Genomic DNA, 18,977 nt, shown 5'->3' with positions numbered 1-18,977 from the left:
GGCGCTCGCTCCTCAGGCCCCTGCCGTATAAGCGGCAATCGCCGCCATGTTGACGATGTCGCTGTCCTTGGCGTTGAGCGAGACGATCTGAACCGGCTTGTCCAAGCCGACCAGCAGCGGGCCGATGACGGTCGAGCCGCCGAGCTCCTGCAGCATCTTGGTCGAGATCGAGGCCGAGTGGAAGGCCGGCATGATCAGCACATTGGCCGGACCGGTCAGCCGGATGAACGGGTATTGCGCCATGGCGCGTGCGTTGAGCGCCACGTCGGCTGCCATCTCGCCGTCATACTCGAAATCGACGCGCCGCTTGTCGAGGATGCGCACCGCTTCCTGGACGCGTTCGGAGCGCTCGCCCTGCGGATGGCCGAAGGTGGAATAGGCAAGCATGGCCAGCCGTGGCTCATAACCCATGCGGCGGGCAAAGCCGGCGGCTTCCTCGGCGATGTCGGCGATCTGTTCGGCATTCGGCATGTCATGCACGGCGGTGTCGGCGACAATCACGGTTCGACCCCGCGCCAGCACGATCGAGGCGCCGATGACGCGGTGGCCGGGCTTGGCGTCGATGATGCGGCGGATGTCGTCGAGCGCCGTCGAGTAGTTGCGGGTGACGCCGGTGACGATGCCATCGGCATCGCCCAGCGCCACCATGCAGGCGGCGAAATGGTTGCGGTCGTTGTTGATCAGGCGCTGGCAGTCGCGAAACAGGAACCCCTTGCGCTGCATGCGCTCGTACAGATAGTCGGTGTAGACGCCGTTGCGGCGCGACAGCCTGGCATTGATGATCTCGATGCCTTGCTTGTTCAGTTCGATGCCGGCGTTCCTGGCGTTCTCCTTGATGATGTCGTCGCGGCCGAGCAGGATGGCGGTGCCGAGCCGCTGGTTCACATAGGAGACGGCGGCGCGCATCACCTGCTCCTCCTCGCCCTCGGCGAAAACGATGCGCTTGGGCTGGCGGCGCACGCGGTCGTAGATGCGCTGCAGGGTCGAGGCGATCGGATCGCGGCGGGCGGAAAGCTCCTGCGCGTAGCGGTCGAGGTCGAGGATCGGCTTGCGCGCGACGCCGGATTCCATCGCGGCCTTGGCAACCGCGATCGGAATGGCCGAGATCAGGCGCGGGTCGAACGGCACCGGGATGATGTAGTTGGGGCCGAATTTCGGCCGCATGCCCTGGTAGGCGGCGGCGACGTCGTCGGGCACATCCTGGCGCGCCAGTTCGGCGAGCGCACGCGCCGCGGCGATCTTCATGTCGTCATTGATGGTGGTCGCCCGCACGTCCAGCGCGCCGCGGAAGATGTAAGGGAAGCCGAGCACGTTGTTGACCTGGTTCGGATAGTCCGAACGCCCGGTGGCCATGATGGCATCGGCGCGGATTTCGGCGACTTCCTCCGGCGTGATCTCGGGATCGGGGTTGGCCATGGCGAAGATGATCGGCTTCTCGGCCATCGACTGCACCATCTTGGTGGTCAGCACGCCCTTGGCTGAGAGGCCGAGGAACACGTCGGCACCGTCGAGCGCCTCGGCCAGCGAGCGCGCATCGGTCTTGACGGCATGCGCCGACTTCCACTGGTTCATGCCTTCGGTGCGGCCCTGGAAGACGACGCCTTTGGTGTCGCACAGGATGATGTTTTCGGGCGCAAAGCCCATCGCCTTCATCAGCTCGATGCAGGCGACGCCGGCGGCACCGGCGCCGTTGCAGACCATTTTGGTGGTCTTCATGTCGCGGCCGGTGATTTCCAGCGCGTTGATCAGGCCGGCCGCCGAAATGATGGCGGTGCCGTGCTGGTCGTCATGAAAGACCGGTATGTCCATAAGTTCGCGCAGCCGCTGCTCGATGATAAAGCATTCCGGAGCCTTGATGTCTTCCAGATTGATTCCGCCGAACGACGGCCCGAGGAAACGCACGCAATTGATGAACTCTTCGGCATCCTCGGTGTCGACCTCGAGATCGATCGAATCGACATCGGCGAAGCGCTTGAACAGCACCGCCTTGCCTTCCATCACCGGCTTGGCGGCCAGCGCGCCGAGATTGCCGAGGCCGAGGATGGCGGTGCCGTTGGAGATGACGGCGACCATGTTGCCGCGCGCCGTGTAGTCGAAGGCGCGGCTGGGATCCTCGGCAATGGCAAGCACCGGAACCGCGACGCCCGGCGAATAGGCGAGGCTGAGGTCGCGCTGGGTGGCCATCGGCTTGGTGGCGACGATCTCCAGCTTGCCCGGGCGGCCCATGGCGTGGAATTCCAGCGCCTCCTGCGCACTGACGGAGGGGCCGTTGCTTTCGGTTTTCTTGGCCATGATGCTTTCGATTTCCTCACCCGTGCAGCACCTCGTTGAGACGGGCGCGACGCTTTCTTTTGTGGAACGTTCGGGATTAAGGCTACACTTCGCCGCTGTAAACCGCCAAGCAGATGGCTTGGGAAATTTTGGAAGCAACTTCTTGAACGACGAAACGCCCATTCGCAGCGACAGTGCTGCGCCGGCCTTTGCGCCGGCAACGCCGATGATGGAGCAGTATATCGAGATCAAGGCGGCGAACCCGGATTCGCTGCTGTTCTACCGCATGGGCGATTTCTACGAACTGTTCTTCGACGACGCCGAGAAGGCGAGCCGGGCGCTCGGCATCGTCCTGACCAAGCGTGGCAAGCACCAGGGCCTCGACATCCCGATGTGCGGCGTGCCGGTGCATGCCGCCGACGATTATCTGCAGAAGCTGATTGGACAAGGGTTCCGCGTCGCCGTCTGCGAGCAGATCGAGGATCCGGCAGAGGCGAAGAAACGCGGCGGCAAATCGGTGGTGCGCCGCGACGTGGTGCGGCTGGTAACGCCCGGCACCATCACCGAGGACAAACTGCTGGCGCCGTCGGAATCGAGTTTCTTGATGGCACTTGGCCGGGTCAAGGGCGGGGCCGATCCAAGAGGCGGGGAGCGCGGCAGCGCGACAGGGAACCAAGGAAGTTTTGCGCTGGCCTGGATCGAGATCTCGACCGGCGCCTTCCGCGTTGCCGAGACGACCGCCGACCGGCTGCTCGCCGATGTCTTTCGCGTCGACCCACGCGAGCTGATCGTCGCCGAGCCGGTGTTTTACGATCCGGAGCTGAAACCGGTGTTCGATGTGCTCGGCCGCATCGCCAATCCGCAGCCGCCGAGCCTGTTCGACTCGGCGTCGGCCGCCGGGCGCATCGCCCGTTTCTTCGAGGTGGCGACGCCGGACAGTTTCGGTACGTTTTCCCGCGCCGAACTGTCGGCGATCTCAGGCGCCATCGCCTATGTCGAGAAGACGCAGAAGGCCGAGCGGCCGCCGCTGTCGCGGCCCGAGCGCGAGGAGCAGGGTTCGACGCTGTTCATCGATCCGGCGACACGCGCCAATCTGGAACTGCTGCGCACGCTGTCCGGCAGCCGCGAGGGTTCGCTGTTCAAGGCGATCGACCGCACGGTGACCGGCGGCGGCGCGCGGCTGCTCGCCGACCGGCTGATGGCGCCGCTGACCGATCCGGCGGCAATTGGCGCAAGGCTGGATTCGGTGTCGTTCTTCCGGGCCGAGACACGGCTGTGCCATGCGGTGCGGGCGAGCCTGAAGAGCGTCGCCGACATGCCACGCGCGCTGTCGCGGCTGGCGCTCAACCGCGGTGGCCCGCGCGATCTTGGCGCCCTGCGTGCCGGGTTCGAGGCCGCCGGCGCTATTGCCGAACTGTTTGCGGCGACCGCCCTGCCGCCAGAATTGGCGGCGGCGCTGGCGGCGATCGAGGCGCTGCCGCGCCCGCTGGCCGAGCATCTGACGCGGGCGCTCGCCGACGAACTGCCGCTGCTCAAGCGCGACGGCGGCTTCGTCCGTTCCAGCTACAACGCTGAGCTCGACGAGATGCGGGCGCTGCGCGATGAATCGCGCAAGGTGATCGCCGGGCTGGAGCGCTCGCTGATCGACGAAACCGGCATCCGCTCGCTGAAAATCCGGCACAACAATGTGCTTGGCTACTACATCGAAGTCACCGCCAACCACCATGCGATCTTGACGAGCAGCGACGGGGCGAAGGCGCGCTTCATCCATCGCCAGACCATGGCCAACGCCATGCGCTTCACCACGACCGAACTGGCCGAGCTGGAATCGAAGATCGCCAATGCCGCCGACCGGGCGCTGGCGATCGAGCTTGCCGCCTTCGACAGGCTGACGGCGGAAGCGGTTGGCGAGGCGGACAAGATCCGCGCCGGCGCCGAAGCACTCGCCGTGCTCGACGTGTCGGCGGCACTGGCGCTGCTTTCCGAAAGCGAGGCCTGGTGCCGGCCCATCGTGGACGCGAGCCTCGCCTTCGCCATTTCGGGCGGGCGGCATCCGGTGGTGGAACAGTCGCTGCGGCGTTCGGGCGAAGGACCGTTCGTCGCCAATGATTGCGATTTGTCGCCGGAAGGCAATGCCAAAAACGGCGCGATCTGGCTGCTGACCGGCCCCAATATGGGCGGCAAATCGACCTTCCTCAGGCAGAACGCGCTGATCGCCATCCTCGCCCAGACCGGCTCCTTCGTGCCGGCGGCATCAGCCCATATCGGCGTCGTCGACCGGCTGTTTTCACGTGTCGGCGCCTCCGACGATCTGGCGCGCGGCCGCTCGACCTTCATGGTCGAGATGGTCGAAACGGCGGCGATCCTCAACCAGGCCGGCGAGCGCGCGCTGGTGATCCTCGACGAGATCGGCCGCGGCACCGCCACCTTCGACGGCCTGTCGATCGCCTGGGCGGCGGTCGAGTATCTGCACGAGAAAAACCGCTGCCGGGCGATCTTCGCCACCCATTTCCACGAAATGACTGCGCTGGCCAGCAAGCTTGCTCGACTGCACAATGTCACCATGCGGGTCAAGGAATGGGAGGGCGACGTGGTCTTCCTGCACGAGGTCGGCAAGGGTGCCGCCGACCGCTCCTACGGCGTGCAGGTGGCGCGTCTGGCCGGCTTGCCGGAGGCAGTGGTCGGGCGGGCCAGGGAAGTGCTGCACCAGCTGGAAGCGGGCGAGGTTTCGGGCAAGGCCAACCGGCTGGTCGACGATCTGCCGCTGTTTTCAGTGGCGGTGAGGCGGGAAACGCCGAAGCCGGTGAAGGACGATGCACTCGGTGCCGCGCTCGGCGCGATCAACCCCGACGAGATGACGCCGCGGGAGGCGCTGGAGGCGCTTTACCGGTTGAAGGGAATGGCGGGGAAGTAGCTGGGCCTCGTCGGATAGTGCTCTACGGCGCCCCCCTCTGTCCTGCCCTCTTTGCCACCACTTGGCATCTCCCCTACTTGGGGGGAGATGTCCGGCAGGACAGAGGGGGGCGCGAAGGAACGCGGCCTTAGTTTATTTCCGCTCCCATCCTCAAATCATCTGCAGGCCCTGCTTGCGCCTCGGCGGCGGGAAGGCGCGGTCGATTTCGGCGAAATCCTCACGCGTAAGCTCGATGTCGAGCGCTGCGACATTCTGGCGGATATGCTCCTGCTTGCTGGCCTTTGGAATGGCGATGACGCCGTCCTGTGCCATCACCCAGGCCAGCGCCAGCTGAGCCGGCGTCGCATCGTGGCGGGCGGCGATGGCTTCGAGGCTGGCGTTGCGCGCCAATGCGCCCTGGTCGACCGGCGAATAGGCCATCAGCGGAATGCCGCGCCGCCGGCTCCAGGGCGCAAGGTCGAATTCGGGGCCGCGCTGGGACAGATTGTAGAGGATCTGGTTGGTCTGGACGCTGTCGCCGGCCGGCAGGCTGACCAGTTCCTCCATCTCATGAGTGTCAAAATTGCTGACGCCCCAGTGGCGGATCTTGCCGGCCTTTTTCAACGCCTCGAAGGCCTCGACCGTTTCCGCCAGCGGCACGCTGCCGGGCCAGTGCAGCAGATAGAGATCGATGCGGTCGGTGCGCAGATGCCTGAGGCTTCTGTCGCAGGCCGCCGGCACGCCGGTGCGCGAGGCGTTGGACGGCAGCACCTTGGAGACCAGTAACACCTCGTCGCGGCGCCCGGCAATAGCATCCGCCACCACTTCCTCGGCGCCACCGCTGGCATACATTTCGGCGGTGTCGATCAGCGTCATGCCGAGATCCAGCCCAAGCTTCAGGGCATTGACCTCATCGGCACGGCGGCGGGCGTCCTCGCCCATTTTCCAGGTGCCTTGACCGAGCACGGGAACGGCTTCGCCCGAGGGCAATGTTGTGGTTCTTATCGTTGACGGCATGGCGTCCTCCAGTCGAGGCCCGATGGCAGCCGGGGATAAATCCAGATCAAAGTCCTTCGCGCGAGCTGCCTGATGCTACTTCACCGGATGGGCGGCCAGCCAATCCTGCATCTGCTTGATCTCGGCTTCCTGCGCCGCGATCACCGCTTCGGCCAGCTTGCGCATTTCCGGATCCTTGCCATTGGCAAGCTCGACCTTGGCCATGTCGATAGCCGCCTGGTGATGCGGGATCATGCCGCGGGCGAAATCGACATCGGCATTGCCGGAATATTCGATCGCCATCATCGCGCTGTGCATCTTGTCCATCGCCGCCTTGTAGCTATCGGTCGAGGCACCCTGCGCGCCCATCGCTCCCATGTCGTGCGCCCCCATGTCGTGTTTCGTCTCCTGGGCTTGCGACGGAATGCTTTCCAGGAAAACGGCAAGCAGCATTCCGGCCGCCATCAGCAGCAGCACGATCTTCTTGGCCAAAGTCATTCATGATCTCCTTTTTGAACGAATTCCTATCTGGGGACTTCGCTCAGAGTTTCAACGTCCTGAGCCGCAACGCGTTGCTGATCACCGAAACCGAGGACAGGCTCATCGCCGCTGCCGCAATCATCGGCGACAACAGCGTGCCGGTGAGCGGATAGAGCACGCCGGCGGCGACCGGCACGCCAAGCACGTTGTAGAGGAAGGCGAAGAACAGGTTCTGGCGGATGTTGCGGATCGTCGCCTGGGCGAGCGTGCGGGCCCGGACGATGCCGTTGAGATCGCCCTTGACCAGCGTGATCCCGGCGCTTTCGACCGCGACATCGGCGCCGGTTCCCATGGCGATGCCGACATCGGCGGCAGCCAGCGCCGGCGCGTCGTTGACGCCGTCGCCGGCCATGGCGACGCCGCCGCCGCTGGCGCGCAACTCCTCGACCAGCGCGCTCTTCTGTTCCGGAAGCAGGCCGGCATGCACCACGTCGATGCCGAGTTTGCTGGCGATGGCTTTCGCCGTGCGTTCATTGTCGCCGGTCGCCATGATGATCTTCAGGCCGCGCTCGTGCAGCGCCTTTATCGCCTCTGATGTCGTCGCCTTGATCGGGTCGGCGACGGCGACGATGCCGGCCAGTTTGTCGCCGACGGCGACGAACATCGCGGTCTTGCCCTCGGCCTGCAGCGCCTCGGCGCTCATCGAGATGGGTAGAATATCGATGCCGAGAGCGGCCATCATCGCGGCGTTGCCGAGCGCCACCTTCTGTCCCGACACCGTGCCGGAAACGCCCTTGCCGGTGACCGCCTCGAAACCGCCGGCGTCGGGAATTTTTACCCCGCGTTCCCGGGCGCCTTCGACGATCGCCTCGGCCAGCGGATGCTCGGAGGCTTTTTCGAGGCCGGCGGCAAGTGCCAGCAGATCATCTTGCGTCATGCCCTCGGCAGCGACGACGTCCGTCAATCTCGGCCGGCCTTCCGTCAATGTGCCGGTCTTGTCGACGATCAGCGTGTCGACCGAGGCAAAGCGCTCGAGCGCCTCGGCGTCCTTGATCAGCACGCCGGCATGCGCGCCGCGCCCTGTGGCGGTCATGATCGACATCGGCGTGGCAAGCCCCAGTGCGCAAGGACATGCGATGATCAGCACCGAGACCGCCGAGACGATGGCAAAGATCAGGCTGGGTTGCGGCCCGAAGATCGCCCAGGCGATGAACGCAACGATCGCAACCACGACGACGGCGGGGACGAAATAGTAGGAGACGCGGTCGGCCAGACCCTGGATCGGCGCGCGCGAACGCTGCGCCTTGGCGACGAGCGCGACGATCCGCGCCAGCGTGGTTTCGGCGCCGATCCTCTCGGCGCGCATGATCAGCGAACCGTTCTTGTTGAGCGTGCCGCCGGTGACGGAATCGCCTTCAGTCTTTTCGACCGGCAGAGGCTCGCCTGACAGCATCGATTCGTCGATGGAAGAGCGGCCTTCCAGCACCATGCCGTCGACCGGCACGGCATCGCCGGGGCGGATGCGCAGGCGGTCGCCGGCCTTGACCGTGTCGAGCGGCACGTCGTTTTCGGAACCGTCCTCGCCGATCAGCCGCGCCGTCTTCGGCGCGAGGTCGAGCAGCGCGCGGATCGCCGAGCCGGTTTTTTCACGGGCGCGCAATTCCAGCACCTGGCCGAGGAAAACCAGCGCCACGATAACGGCGGCTGCCTCGAAATAGACTGGGACCGTGCCCTCATGACCGCGGAACTGGTGCGGAAATATATCGGGGAATAGCGCGGCGGCGACGCTGTAGAGATAGGCCGCACCTACACCGAGCGAAATCAACGTCCACATGTTGGGGCTGCGGTTGAGAACCGATTCCCAGCCTCGATGGAAGAAAGGGAATGCCGCCCACAGCACAACCGGGCTGGCCAGCGCCAATTCCACCCAGATCTTGGTCGAATCCTCGATGAAGGCGCTAAACGTCAGGCCGAGCATCGGCGCCATGGCGAAGATCAGCAATGGCACCGACAACACGGCACTCACCCAGAAGCGCCTGGTGAAATCGACCAGTTCCGGGTTCGGGCCCTCGTCGCCGGTCGGCACCCCCATCGGCTCCAGCGCCATGCCGCAAATCGGGCAGGCGCCTGGCTTGTCGCGGATGATTTCGGGATGCATCGGGCAGGTGTATTGCGTGCCTTTCGGCATCGCCTGCGGCTCCGGCCTGTCGCCAAGATACTTTGCCGGCTCCGCCTCGAATTTCACCTTGCAACCGGCCGAGCAGAAATAGAAGCCCTGGCCTTCATGCCGGGAAAAGTGCTTCGCGGTGGCACGCTCGACACGCATGCCGCAGACCGGGTCGGTGGCGATAATGTAGTTTTCCGGCTCGGCCATGAACTTCGAACGGCAGCGCTCGCTGCAGAAATGATAGAGGTGGCTGCCATGCTCGGCAGTCGGCTTGCCGGCGGCCGGATCGACGGTCATACCGCAGACCGGATCGCGAATGACCGCGTCGGCGACGGACGGAGCAGGTTTCGGCGAGCAGCAACCGCTATGGGCGTGATGGTCGTGGTCGGAATGCGTCAATGCGGAAAGGCCTCTCTGTCTCGAACTTGCAACAGAGGTAGTGCTTCCAGTAACTGGAAGGTCAAGGGCCAATTTCGACCTTTGGTGCCGTGGTACATGCCGGACTGCCTGACCCAAACCGCTTCCATGCTTATGGCGGCTGCCACTTCTGGGCTTGGCAACATCGTCCAGCAAGACCATCTATCAACTGCGGCAGGAGGCGATCATCGGGATTCGACTCCCGTGGAGAGCGTGTCCGTCCGCCCATACCCAGCGCCGCGAAAACGCGCTATAGACGCCGCCAAAACGGCGAGGCCGAACGGCACTTATGGCAAGAATCTCTCTAAAGCTCGACGAACTGATCGACGGCGAAGCCTTGCGCCGCGAGATGACCGCGCTGACTGCGGCCACGGCAGGCGACGGCTCCGGCAAGGCTGCGCGTGCCGGCGTTCTCCAGCTTCTCAAGAGCAGGCTGGCCGCCGGCCGCAGCATCGCCGAACGCATGCTGATGGATGACGGCAGCGGCACTGCCTGCGCCGCCCGGCTGTCGCATCTCATGGACGAAATCATCCGCGCGCTCTACGAGTTCGCCGCCACCCACGTCTATCGCGTCAAAAACCCGTCATCGGCCGAACGGATGGCCGTCGTCGCGGTCGGCGGCTATGGCCGCGGCACGCTGGCGCCGGGATCCGATATCGATCTGCTCTTCCTGCTGCCCTACAAGCAGACGCCATGGGGCGAGCAGATCGTCGAATACATGCTCTACGTGCTGTGGGACTTGGGGCTGAAGGTCGGCCACGCCACCCGCAACATCGACGAATGCCTGCGGCAGTCGCGCACCGACATCACCATCCGCACCTCGATCCTGGAGGCGCGTTTCCTGTGGGGCGAGGAGAAACTCTATGACGAGCTCTTGCAGCGCTTCGACCGCGAGGTGGTTCGCACGACCGGCCCCGAATATGTGCAGGCCAAGCTTGCCGAACGCGACGAGCGCCATGCCAAGGCCGGCGAAAGCCGCTATCTGGTCGAACCCAACGTCAAGGACGGCAAGGGCGGCCTGCGCGACCTGCAGACGCTGTTCTGGATCGGCAAGTATTTCTACCGGGTCCGCACCGGCGAGGAACTGGTCGACAAGGGCGTCTTCACCGGCACCGAATACCGGGAATTCCAGAAGGCCGAGGACTTCCTGTGGGCGGTTCGCTGCCACATGCATTTCCTCACCGGCAAGGCCGAGGAACGGCTGCATTTCGACATCCAGCGCGAGATCGCCGAGCGCCTGGGCTACACCACACATCCGGGCCTGTCGGCGGTCGAGCGCTTCATGAAGCATTACTTCCTCGTCGCTAAGGACGTTGGCGATCTGACCCGCATCTTCTGCGCTGCGCTCGAGGAAGAACAGGCCAAGCATGTGCCGGGCTTCAACCGCATCTTCCTCACCTTCTCGCGTCGCAAGCGCAAGCTTGCCGGCACGTCAGATTTCATTGTCGACAACCATCGCATCAACATCGCTGACGACTTGGTGTTCGAGCGCGATCCGGTCAATCTCTTGCGGCTGTTCTGGTTCGCCGACAAGCACGGGCTGGAATTTCACCCCGATGCGCTGAAGCTGCTGACCCGTTCGCTCGGCCTCGTCGGCAAGGCGCTCAGGCGCGACGAGGAAGCCAACCGGCTGTTCCTCGACATATTGACGTCGGACCGCAATGCCGAACTCAATCTCAGGCGCATGAACGAGGCGGGACTGCTGGCAAAGCTGATCCCGGATTTCGGCAAGATCGTCGCCATGATGCAGTTCTCGCTGTACCACCACTATACGGTGGACGAGCACCTGATCCGCTGTATCGGCGTGCTGGCCGAGATCGAGCGTGGCGACGGTGAAAAGATCCACCCGCTTGCCCACTCGCTGATGCCGGGGCTGAAGAAAAGCCGCGAGGCGCTCTATGTCGCGGTGCTGTTGCACGACATCGCCAAGGGCCGGCCGGAGGACCATTCCGAAGCGGGCGCCCGGATCGCGCGGCGGATCTGCCCGCATATGGGGCTGTCGGCGGCCGACACCGAAACGGTCGCCTGGCTGGTCGAGAACCATCTCGTCATGTCGATGACGGCGCAGACCCGCGACCTCAACGACCGCAAGACGATCGAGGACTTTTCCGCGATCGTGCAGTCGGTCGAACGGTTGAAGCTGCTGCTCGTCCTAACCGTCTGCGATATCAGGGGCGTCGGGCCTGGCGTCTGGAACGGCTGGAAGGGGCAGTTGCTGCGCACGCTCTACTACGAAACCGAATTGCTGTTGACCGGCGGGTTTTCGGAGGTGTCGCGTGCGATGCGCACCGCGGCTGCCCGCGAAAAGCTGGCCGAGGCGCTCGCCGATTGGCCGGAAAAGGCGCGCAAGCGCTATGTCGCCAAGCACTATGAGAATTATCTGCTGGCGGTCGATCTCGCCGACCAGCTTCGCCACGCCGAATTCATCCGCGAGGCGGATGCGGCGGGCAAGAAGCTCGCCACCATGATCAAGACCCATCAATTCGAGGCGGTGACCGAGATCACCGTGCTGGCACAGGACCATCCGCGCCTGCTGTCGGTCATTGCCGGCGCCTGTGTGGCGGCCGGCGGCAACATCGTCGACGCGCAGATCTTCACCACCTCCGACGGCCGCGCGCTGGACACCATCCTGATCTCGAGGGAATTCGACCGCGACGAGGACGAACGCCGCCGCGCCGAACGCGTCGGCCGTCTGATCGAAGACGTGCTGTCGGGCAAGAGCTGGCTGCCGGAGATGATCGAGAAGCGCACCAAGCCGCGGCGCGGCGCCAAGGTCTTCCGCATCCCGCCGCGGGCCGAAATCCGCAACACGCTGTCGAACCGGTTCTCGGTGATCGAGGTCGAGGGGCTGGATCGGCCGGGCCTGCTGTCCGAGATAACCGGGGCATTGTCCGACCTGTCGCTCGACATCGCCTCGGCACACATCACCACGTTCGGCGAAAAGGTCATCGACACCTTCTATGTCACCGACCTCACCGGCCAGAAGATCGACAGCCCGACGCGCATGGCCGCCATCCAAAACAGGCTGATTTCGGTCCTCGAAGGCGCCGTGCCCGAACGCGGCGGCAAGGCCAAGGCTGCGGCCGAGTGAACGCCGTCCTCGATTTTTTCCGATCACCCAGGCAATCTCCACACAAATGAGCCTTGTCAAAAAGTTCGCGACGGTCGCTTCCGGCACGCTGATGAGCCGCGCTCTCGGCTTCGGCCGCGAGATGCTGATGGCGGCCGCGCTCGGCACCGGGCCGATCGCCGATGCCTTCAACGCCGCCTTCCAGTTTCCCAACACCTTCCGCCGGCTGTTTGCCGAAGGCGCCTTCAACGCCGCCTTCGTGCCGCTCTTCGCCAAGGAGATCGAGACCCACGGCACCGATGGCGCCAAGCGCTTTTCCGAAGAGGTGTTCGGCGTGCTGTTCACGGCGCTGCTGGCGCTGACCATCGCCATGGAACTGGCGATGCCGCTGATCGTGCGCTACCTGGTGGCGCCGGGCTTTGCCGACTCGCCGGGAAAGTTCGAGATGACGGTCGGGCTCGCGACCATCATGTTTCCCTATCTGATCTGCATGTCGCTCGGTGCCATGATGGCCGGCATGCTGAATTCGCTGCGCCGCTATTTCGCCGCCGCGGTGGCGCCAGTGTTCCTAAACGTCATCCTGATCGGCGTGCTCGCCTATGCCTGGCACAAGGGATCGGACGCGCGCACCGTTGGCTTCGCACTGGCCTGGGGCGTGCTGGCGGCGGGGCTGGTGCAACTGGCGATCGTCTGGGTGGCGGTGCGCCATGCCGGCATCTCGATCAGCTTTCGCCGGCCAAGGATGACGCCCAATGTCAAGCGGCTGCTGATCCTGGCGCTGCCGGCGGCGATCACCGGCGGCATCACCCAGATCAACCAGCTGATCGGCACCGCGATCGCCTCGGCCCAGGACAGCGCGGTGTCGTCGCTCGCCTATGCCGATCGCATCTATCAGCTGCCGCTCGGCGTCGTCGGCATCGCCGTCGCCATCGTGCTTCTGCCCGAACTGTCGCGGGCGCTGAAGTCGGGCAATCTGATCGAGGCGGCCAATCTGCAGAACCGGTCGGTGGAGTTCACGCTGTTCCTGACCTTGCCGGCGGCGGCGGCACTGCTGGTCATGGCGGAGCCGATCGTCGGGCTGGTCTACGAACGCGGAGCGTTTGCCGCCAACAACTCGACGCCGATCGTGGCGGCGATCCTGGCGATCTTCGGCTTGGGGCTGCCGGCCTTCGTGCTGATCAAGGCGTTCACCCCCGGCTATTTCGCCCGCGAGGACACGCGCACGCCGATGATCTTTGCCGCGATCTCGGTGGCTGTGAACATCACCACCGCGCTGACGCTGTTTCCGCAGATGGGCGCGCCGGGCATCGCCGTCGCCTCGGCCGTCGCCGGCTGGGTCAATGCTCTGATGCTGCTCGGCGTGCTGATCCGGCGCGGCCATTGGGGCCGCGACGTACCGCTCATGAGACGCATCCCACGGCTGGTGCTGTCGGCGGCGGTGATGGCGACGGCGCTGTATTTTGCCGAGCACTGGTTTGCCGCCCAACTTGCCTCGGCCTCACCGCTGGTCATAAAGGCTACGACGCTTCTCGCGCTGGTAGCCGGCGGGGCGTTGCTTTATTTCGTCACCGCCTTCGCCATCGGCGGCGCCGATTTCGGCATGATCCGGCGCAATATCAGGCGGAAGGGTTCCCCTTCGACCTAGGGAATAGTCTCCAAATCCGTAAACCTGACCGTAACGATCCCGTCGACAAGCATCAGACTCGCCGGACAATTCGTCATAGACCGGACGGGGCAGCACATATCGATGCCAAGCCGAGACAGGCGCTATAAGCGCGGCGCCAACACCATCGAACAAGCAATCCGAGCTGAAGCAATTGCTCTGCCGCGATCGCCTACAGCCCCTTGATCGTCTACTCGCTCTCGTCCATAAGCGCGCCGTCGCAAGACTTTCGCCGCGCGCGAAACGGCCCTCCACAAGCCAGGGAAACACCATGACTGACGCCAATCAGCCTGCCTTCAAGCCACTCGTCTTTTCCGGCGTCCAGCCGACCGGCAACCTGCATCTCGGCAACTATCTCGGCGCCATCAAGAAATTCGTCGCCCTGCAGGACACCTCGGATTGCATCTATTGCGTCGTCGACCTGCATTCGCTGACCGCGCAGCTTGTCCATGAGGATCTCAAGGACCAGACGCGCGCGATCACCGCGGCGTTTCTCGCCTCCGGCATCGACCCGAAGAAGCACATCGTCTTCAACCAGTCGCGTGTCATGCAGCACGCTGAGCTTGCCTGGATCTTCAACTGCGTGGCCCGCATCGGCTGGATGAACCGGATGACGCAGTTCAAGGACAAGGCCGGCAAGGACCGCGAGAACGCCTCGCTTGGGCTGCTTGCCTATCCGAGCCTGATGGCTGCCGACATCCTCGTCTACCGCGCCACCCATGTGCCGGTCGGCGACGACCAGAAGCAGCATCTGGAACTGACGCGCGACATCGCGCAAAAATTCAACAACGACTTTTCCGACCGCATTGCCGGCCTTGGCGTCGGCGTCGAGATGAAGGTCGGCGAGGAGACGGTCAACGGCTTTTTCCCGCTCACCGAACCGATCATCGGCGGACCAGCGGCGCGCATCATGTCGCTGCGCGACGGCTCGAAGAAGATGTCGAAGTCGGATCCGTCCGACCTGTCGCGCATCAATCTGACCGACGATGCCGACAGCATCTCGAAGAAAATCCGCAAGGCCAAGACCGACCCGGAGGCATTGCCTGGCGAATTGGACGGCCTGGCCGGCCGGCCGGAAGCCGAAAACCTGGTCGGCATCTATGCGGGTCTCGCCGAGATCTCGAAGGAGGCGGTGCTGAAAGAGTTCGGCGGCCAGCAGTTTTCGGTGTTCAAGCCGGCGCTGGCCGACCTTGCCGTGGAAAAGCTGGCGCCGATCGCCGGCGAAATGCGCCGCATTTCCGACGACCGCGCCTATGTCGACGCGGTGCTGAGCGACGGCGGCGAGCGGGCCGGCCTGCTGGCCGAGGCGACGATGAAGACGGTGCGCGACATCATCGGCCTGCTGCAGGGTTAATCTGCAGCCAATATCGCTACATCCGCCGGTCGCTTGCGGCCGAGCTGTGGCGGTGGCAGATTGCGACCGAAACCATCGAAGGTAGAATATGGTCTCCAAACGCCTCAGCCGCGAAGCCGGCCATCGCCGCAAGTTTTTGGCGATCATCGACGACACGCCCGAATGCGAACGGGCCGTCGTCTACGCCTCGAAGCGCGCGCAGAGCACCAGCGGCGTGCTGGTGCTGCTCTATGTGATCGAGCCGGACGATTTCCAGCATTGGCTGGGCGTCGAGAAGATCATGCGCGAGGAGGCTACCGCCACCGCGCGCGCCGCACTGGACAGCTATGCCAACAAGGTGCGCCAGAAGCTCGGCATCGAGCCGGAACTGGTGGTGCGCGAAGGCAAGCCGACGGAAGAGATCCACAAATTGATCGAGGAGGACCAGGATATTGCCATCCTCGTGCTGGCCGCCGGCGCCGGCAAGGAGGGGCCGGGGCCGCTGGTCGGCGCGGTCGCCGGCAAAGGCGCCGCTTTCCCGATCCCAGTGACAGTGGTGCCGCAGAACCTGTCGGACGAAGAAATCGACAGCCTGGCCTAAGGTGTGTTGATAGTCAGGTGAGGCCGGCCTGCGAACGGCGGCTTCCTGCGCTTCCGGTGCGGCGCGGCAGAAGAAAAAACATTCTCTTGGGCGGCGGTTCCGGCGATGGCTTTCGCTTGAATGTCCTGCCGATAAGGCCTATTTAGAATTATTCCAGACTATCTGCCCGAACGGGCTCGGAGACGTCCATGTTCATCCAGACCGAATCGACGCCAAATCCGGCGACATTGAAGTTCCTGCCCGGCAAGGAAGTGCTTGTCGAAGGCACCGCCGATTTCCGCGATGCCGACAGCGCTGCCGCGGCTTCGCCGCTGGCCGGCCGGCTGTTCGAGATCCCCGGCGTCACCGGCGTCTTCTTCGGCTATGATTTCGTCACCGTGACCAAGGACGGCCCCGACTGGCAGCATCTGAAGCCGGCGATCCTCGGCGCCATCATGGAGCACTTCATGTCCGGCGCGCCTGTCATGGCCAGGGCCGGCCCCGCCGCCGAGACCAGCCAGACCGGCGAATTCTACGACAAGGCCGACGAGGAACTGGTCATCACCATCAAGGAACTGCTCGACACGCGGGTGCGCCCGGCGGTCGCCCAGGACGGTGGCGACATCACCTTCCGCGGCTTCGAGAACGGCACCGTGTTCCTGCACATGAAGGGCGCCTGCGCCGGCTGCCCGTCGTCGACGGCGACGCTGAAGCACGGCATTCAGAACCTGCTCCGGCATTTTGTGCCCGAGGTGCAGCAGGTCGAACAGGTCTCTTAGAGACTCCGCTCAAAAAACGTCAATTCGCCTTTCGCGCGACACAAAAAACCGGGCCAAAGTGCCCGGTTTTCTGTCTGCGACGTCTGTTGTTGCCTAGACGGTCCGCGTATGAAAGTTTCTACAAGACTATGACTTTAGCGCCGACGGAGGTGCGGTCGTAAAGGTCGATGATGTCCTGGTTCATCAGCCGGATGCAGCCCGACGACATCGCCTTGCCGATCGAGTTCCACTCCGGGCTGCCATGGAGGCGGTAGCCTGAATCGCCGCCCTTGTTGAACAGATACAGGGCGCGCGCGCCGAGTGGGTTGGTCAATCCGGGATCCATGCCGCCGGCAAATTTGGCGAGTTCCGGCTGACGCTTGATCATCGCCGAAGGCGGCGTCCAGGTCGGCCATTCGCGCTTCACCGCGATGCGGGCGGTGCCGCGCCATTCAAAACCCTCGCGGCCGACGCCGATGCCGTAACGCATCGCCTCGCCGCCGCCCATGACGTAATAAAGAAACTTGTTCTGCGTATCGATGACGATGGTGCCCGGCTTTTCATCGGTGTCGTAGCTAACGATCTGCCGGCGGTACTTGAATGGCACCTTTTCGATCGGAATGCGCGGCAGTCGATAGCCCGCATCGGTCATCGGGCCATAGTTGTTGGTGAATATCTGCGAGCCGATGGTGCTGCAACCAGCAATAGCCGTCGACAGCGCAAGTGCGGCGACGATTGCGAATGACTTCATGCGCATGAAAAGGTCCGATGCCCCGCCCGAAAGATAGCGGCACGAGACGGCCGCCTTGTCGCCATCATTCATGCTGGCATTTGCTTTGCTTGCCAAGCGGGCGATGCCTATATGCAGAGGCTTACATGCCGGTAGGTCCGCAGCTGTGGCTTTTCGGCAACTGCTCTCATAAGATTATGTAGGAAATTCAATGAGGCGGTCGGCCAGGCCGCCGGAAGTCAAGGAACCAATCATGAATGTCGGAGATGCCGCCCAGCGTTCCGGCCTGCCGGCCAAGACCATTCGCTACTATGAGGAGATCGGCCTGATCCGTCCGGTACGCGCCAGCAATGGCTACCGTGACTATTGCGGCGACGACATCCACCGGCTGACTTTTCTGCGCCGCGCGCGCAATCTCGGCTTTTCCATCGATGACTGCCGCCAGCTGATGGCGCTCTACCAGGACCGCAGCCGCGCCAGCCATGACGTGCGCGAGATCGCCGCCGCGCATGTGACGGCAATCGAGGAGAAGGTGCGCGAATTGCAGTCGATGCGCTCGACCCTGCAGAAGCTGATCCATGCCTGCCACGGTGATGACAGGCCGGACTGCCCGATCCTTGACGATATTGCGGGGGCGGTTTTGCCAGCTGACAAAATCGTTCCCGCACAGGTGTGATGCTTGCGCGGCTAGGGCTGAGTAGCGCTGGCTGCGTGAGGCAATGGCTTTTCAAGCTCTGCCTTCACCATCAAAGAGACCAAGCGCGAGCGCCGGTGGTGCTATTCGTGCCGCCAGATCTTGTAGGCTGAGATCACCAGAATTGCCGCCAGCAGCGGGAGCAGGATTTGCTCGGGGACCACGCCAAGCAACTGCCCGCCGAGATATGTCCCGACAATCGAACCGGCAGCCATGGCCAGCAAGAACGCCTTGTTCCTGCCGATGACCGAAAAGCTTTGGTCGCGGCTATAACGCGTGAAGCCGACCAGCATCGTCGGCAGGCTTACCGCCAGCGATAGAGAGCCCGCCAGCTTGATGTCGGCACCGAACAGAAGCACGAATGTCGGGACGAGCAGTTCACCGCCTGCCACGCCGAGCAGGGATGCCACGACGCCGATGGCAAACCCCGCAATGATCCCGGCAACGATCAATGCGGCTCCGGTGACAAATTGCAATCCTGCAGCATCTGGATCATGGCCGAAAACCAGGACAATCGCGATTAGGATCAGCAGTGCGGCAATCACCTTGTAAAGCGTCGCGGACTGGAGGCGGGTTGCCCATCCTGCGCCAAACCAAGCGCCCAGAAGGCTGCCAGCCAAGAGATTGAGTATGATCGGCCATTGTGCGGCCACCGAGGCTAGCGGCACCGTGGTGGCCCGGAATGGCAGCGCTGCAGCGACGACTACCAGGCCGGAGGCCTTGTTCAAGATAACGGCTTCAAGAGCGGCAAATCGAAACAGACCGATCAGGAACGGCAGACGAAATTCTGCACCGCCAAGCCCGATCAAGCCGCCAAGCGAACCGACACCAGTTCCAACTGCAAATGCACCGAGGCCACGCCGCTCAATCATCGAACCGCTATGCCGTGGCGAGACCCGGAATGCCAGCCGTTTTGCAGGTTGGG

General features: G+C 64.0%; 13 protein-coding genes. 7 read left to right on the top strand and 6 right to left on the bottom strand.

Annotated features, from left to right (window positions below; all coding sequences use genetic code 11):
* Positions 1–12: 12 nt before the first annotated feature.
* A complete protein-coding gene (locus BQ8794_RS11305; RefSeq protein WP_077376968.1) occupies positions 13–2,292 on the bottom strand; it encodes an NADP-dependent malic enzyme in 2,280 nt (759 codons plus the stop codon).
* 205 nt (positions 2,293–2,497) lie between these two features.
* Between BQ8794_RS11305 and mutS the strand changes: the two genes are divergently transcribed.
* On the top strand, positions 2,498–5,185 hold the full coding sequence (gene mutS / locus BQ8794_RS11300) for a DNA mismatch repair protein MutS (protein WP_244554925.1): 2,688 nt from the start codon (positions 2,498–2,500) through the stop codon (positions 5,183–5,185).
* Between the two features lie 150 nt (positions 5,186–5,335).
* Here mutS and BQ8794_RS11295 read toward each other — a convergent pair whose 3' ends face one another.
* The 3 genes from BQ8794_RS11295 to BQ8794_RS11285 form a co-directional block, all read right to left on the bottom strand.
* A complete protein-coding gene (locus BQ8794_RS11295) occupies positions 5,336–6,181 on the bottom strand; it encodes an aldo/keto reductase (protein WP_077376962.1) in 846 nt (281 codons plus the stop codon).
* 75 nt (positions 6,182–6,256) lie between these two features.
* Positions 6,257–6,658 carry a CopM family metallochaperone gene (gene copM / locus BQ8794_RS11290; protein WP_077376959.1) on the bottom strand — a complete coding sequence of 134 codons (402 nt, stop codon included), beginning with the start codon at positions 6,656–6,658 and terminating at the stop codon, positions 6,257–6,259.
* A 43-nt stretch (positions 6,659–6,701) separates the two neighbouring features.
* Positions 6,702–9,206, bottom strand: a complete 2,505-nt coding sequence (locus BQ8794_RS11285) for a heavy metal translocating P-type ATPase (RefSeq protein WP_077376956.1) — start codon at positions 9,204–9,206, stop codon at positions 6,702–6,704.
* Positions 9,207–9,513: 307 nt separating this feature from the next.
* On the opposite strand from BQ8794_RS11285, the gene BQ8794_RS11280 reads away from it, so the two are divergent.
* The 5 genes from BQ8794_RS11280 to BQ8794_RS11260 all read left to right on the top strand — a co-directional run bounded on the left by BQ8794_RS11280 (position 9,514) and on the right by BQ8794_RS11260 (position 16,649).
* Positions 9,514–12,315, top strand: a complete 2,802-nt coding sequence (locus BQ8794_RS11280) for a [protein-PII] uridylyltransferase (RefSeq protein WP_077376952.1) — start codon at positions 9,514–9,516, stop codon at positions 12,313–12,315.
* A 46-nt stretch (positions 12,316–12,361) separates the two neighbouring features.
* Positions 12,362–13,939, top strand: coding sequence for a murein biosynthesis integral membrane protein MurJ (gene murJ / locus BQ8794_RS11275; RefSeq protein WP_077376949.1), 1,578 nt, complete (start codon positions 12,362–12,364; stop codon positions 13,937–13,939).
* Between the two features lie 289 nt (positions 13,940–14,228).
* Positions 14,229–15,311: a tryptophan--tRNA ligase gene (gene trpS, locus BQ8794_RS11270; RefSeq protein WP_077376946.1), complete on the top strand. Its 1,083-nt coding sequence runs from the start codon at positions 14,229–14,231 to the stop codon at positions 15,309–15,311.
* Between the two features lie 88 nt (positions 15,312–15,399).
* Positions 15,400–15,891 carry a universal stress protein gene (locus tag BQ8794_RS11265; protein ID WP_023796709.1) on the top strand — a complete coding sequence of 164 codons (492 nt, stop codon included), beginning with the start codon at positions 15,400–15,402 and terminating at the stop codon, positions 15,889–15,891.
* Positions 15,892–16,079: 188 nt separating this feature from the next.
* Positions 16,080–16,649: a NifU family protein gene (locus BQ8794_RS11260; RefSeq protein WP_023796710.1), complete on the top strand. Its 570-nt coding sequence runs from the start codon at positions 16,080–16,082 to the stop codon at positions 16,647–16,649.
* Positions 16,650–16,767: 118 nt separating this feature from the next.
* Here the strand turns inward: BQ8794_RS11260 and BQ8794_RS11255 are convergent, their stop codons facing one another.
* A complete protein-coding gene (locus BQ8794_RS11255) occupies positions 16,768–17,385 on the bottom strand; it encodes a L,D-transpeptidase (protein WP_077377494.1) in 618 nt (205 codons plus the stop codon).
* A gap of 226 nt (positions 17,386–17,611) precedes the next feature.
* On the opposite strand from BQ8794_RS11255, the gene cueR reads away from it, so the two are divergent.
* Positions 17,612–18,034, top strand: coding sequence for a Cu(I)-responsive transcriptional regulator (gene cueR / locus BQ8794_RS11250; RefSeq protein ID WP_077377491.1), 423 nt, complete (start codon positions 17,612–17,614; stop codon positions 18,032–18,034).
* Between the two features lie 101 nt (positions 18,035–18,135).
* Here cueR and BQ8794_RS11245 read toward each other — a convergent pair whose 3' ends face one another.
* A complete protein-coding gene (locus tag BQ8794_RS11245) occupies positions 18,136–18,960 on the bottom strand; it encodes a TSUP family transporter (protein WP_425293534.1) in 825 nt (274 codons plus the stop codon).
* Between the last annotated feature and the right edge of the window lie 17 nt (positions 18,961–18,977).

The organism is Mesorhizobium prunaredense (genome assembly GCF_900156895.1).
Taxonomy (GTDB): domain Bacteria; phylum Pseudomonadota; class Alphaproteobacteria; order Rhizobiales; family Rhizobiaceae; genus Mesorhizobium; species Mesorhizobium prunaredense.
The sequence above is the reverse complement of the archived record's forward strand: the minus strand, read 5'-3'. Positions and strand labels throughout refer to the sequence as shown.

What these genes read in the sequence shown, in the direction of transcription:
- BQ8794_RS11305 (WP_077376968.1), bottom strand. Translation starts at nt 2,292, where the DNA reads ATGGCCAAGAAAACCGAAAGCAACGGCCCCTCCGTCAGTGCGCAGGAG.
- mutS (WP_244554925.1), top strand. Translation starts at nt 2,498, where the DNA reads ATGATGGAGCAGTATATCGAGATCAAGGCGGCGAACCCGGATTCGCTG.
- BQ8794_RS11295 (WP_077376962.1), bottom strand. Translation starts at nt 6,181, where the DNA reads ATGCCGTCAACGATAAGAACCACAACATTGCCCTCGGGCGAAGCCGTT.
- copM (WP_077376959.1), bottom strand. Translation starts at nt 6,658, where the DNA reads ATGACTTTGGCCAAGAAGATCGTGCTGCTGCTGATGGCGGCCGGAATG.
- BQ8794_RS11280 (WP_077376952.1), top strand. Translation starts at nt 9,514, where the DNA reads ATGGCAAGAATCTCTCTAAAGCTCGACGAACTGATCGACGGCGAAGCC.
- murJ (WP_077376949.1), top strand. Translation starts at nt 12,362, where the DNA reads ATGAGCCTTGTCAAAAAGTTCGCGACGGTCGCTTCCGGCACGCTGATG.
- trpS (WP_077376946.1), top strand. Translation starts at nt 14,229, where the DNA reads ATGACTGACGCCAATCAGCCTGCCTTCAAGCCACTCGTCTTTTCCGGC.
- BQ8794_RS11265 (WP_023796709.1), top strand. Translation starts at nt 15,400, where the DNA reads ATGGTCTCCAAACGCCTCAGCCGCGAAGCCGGCCATCGCCGCAAGTTT.
- BQ8794_RS11260 (WP_023796710.1), top strand. Translation starts at nt 16,080, where the DNA reads ATGTTCATCCAGACCGAATCGACGCCAAATCCGGCGACATTGAAGTTC.
- BQ8794_RS11255 (WP_077377494.1), bottom strand. Translation starts at nt 17,385, where the DNA reads ATGCGCATGAAGTCATTCGCAATCGTCGCCGCACTTGCGCTGTCGACG.
- cueR (WP_077377491.1), top strand. Translation starts at nt 17,612, where the DNA reads ATGAATGTCGGAGATGCCGCCCAGCGTTCCGGCCTGCCGGCCAAGACC.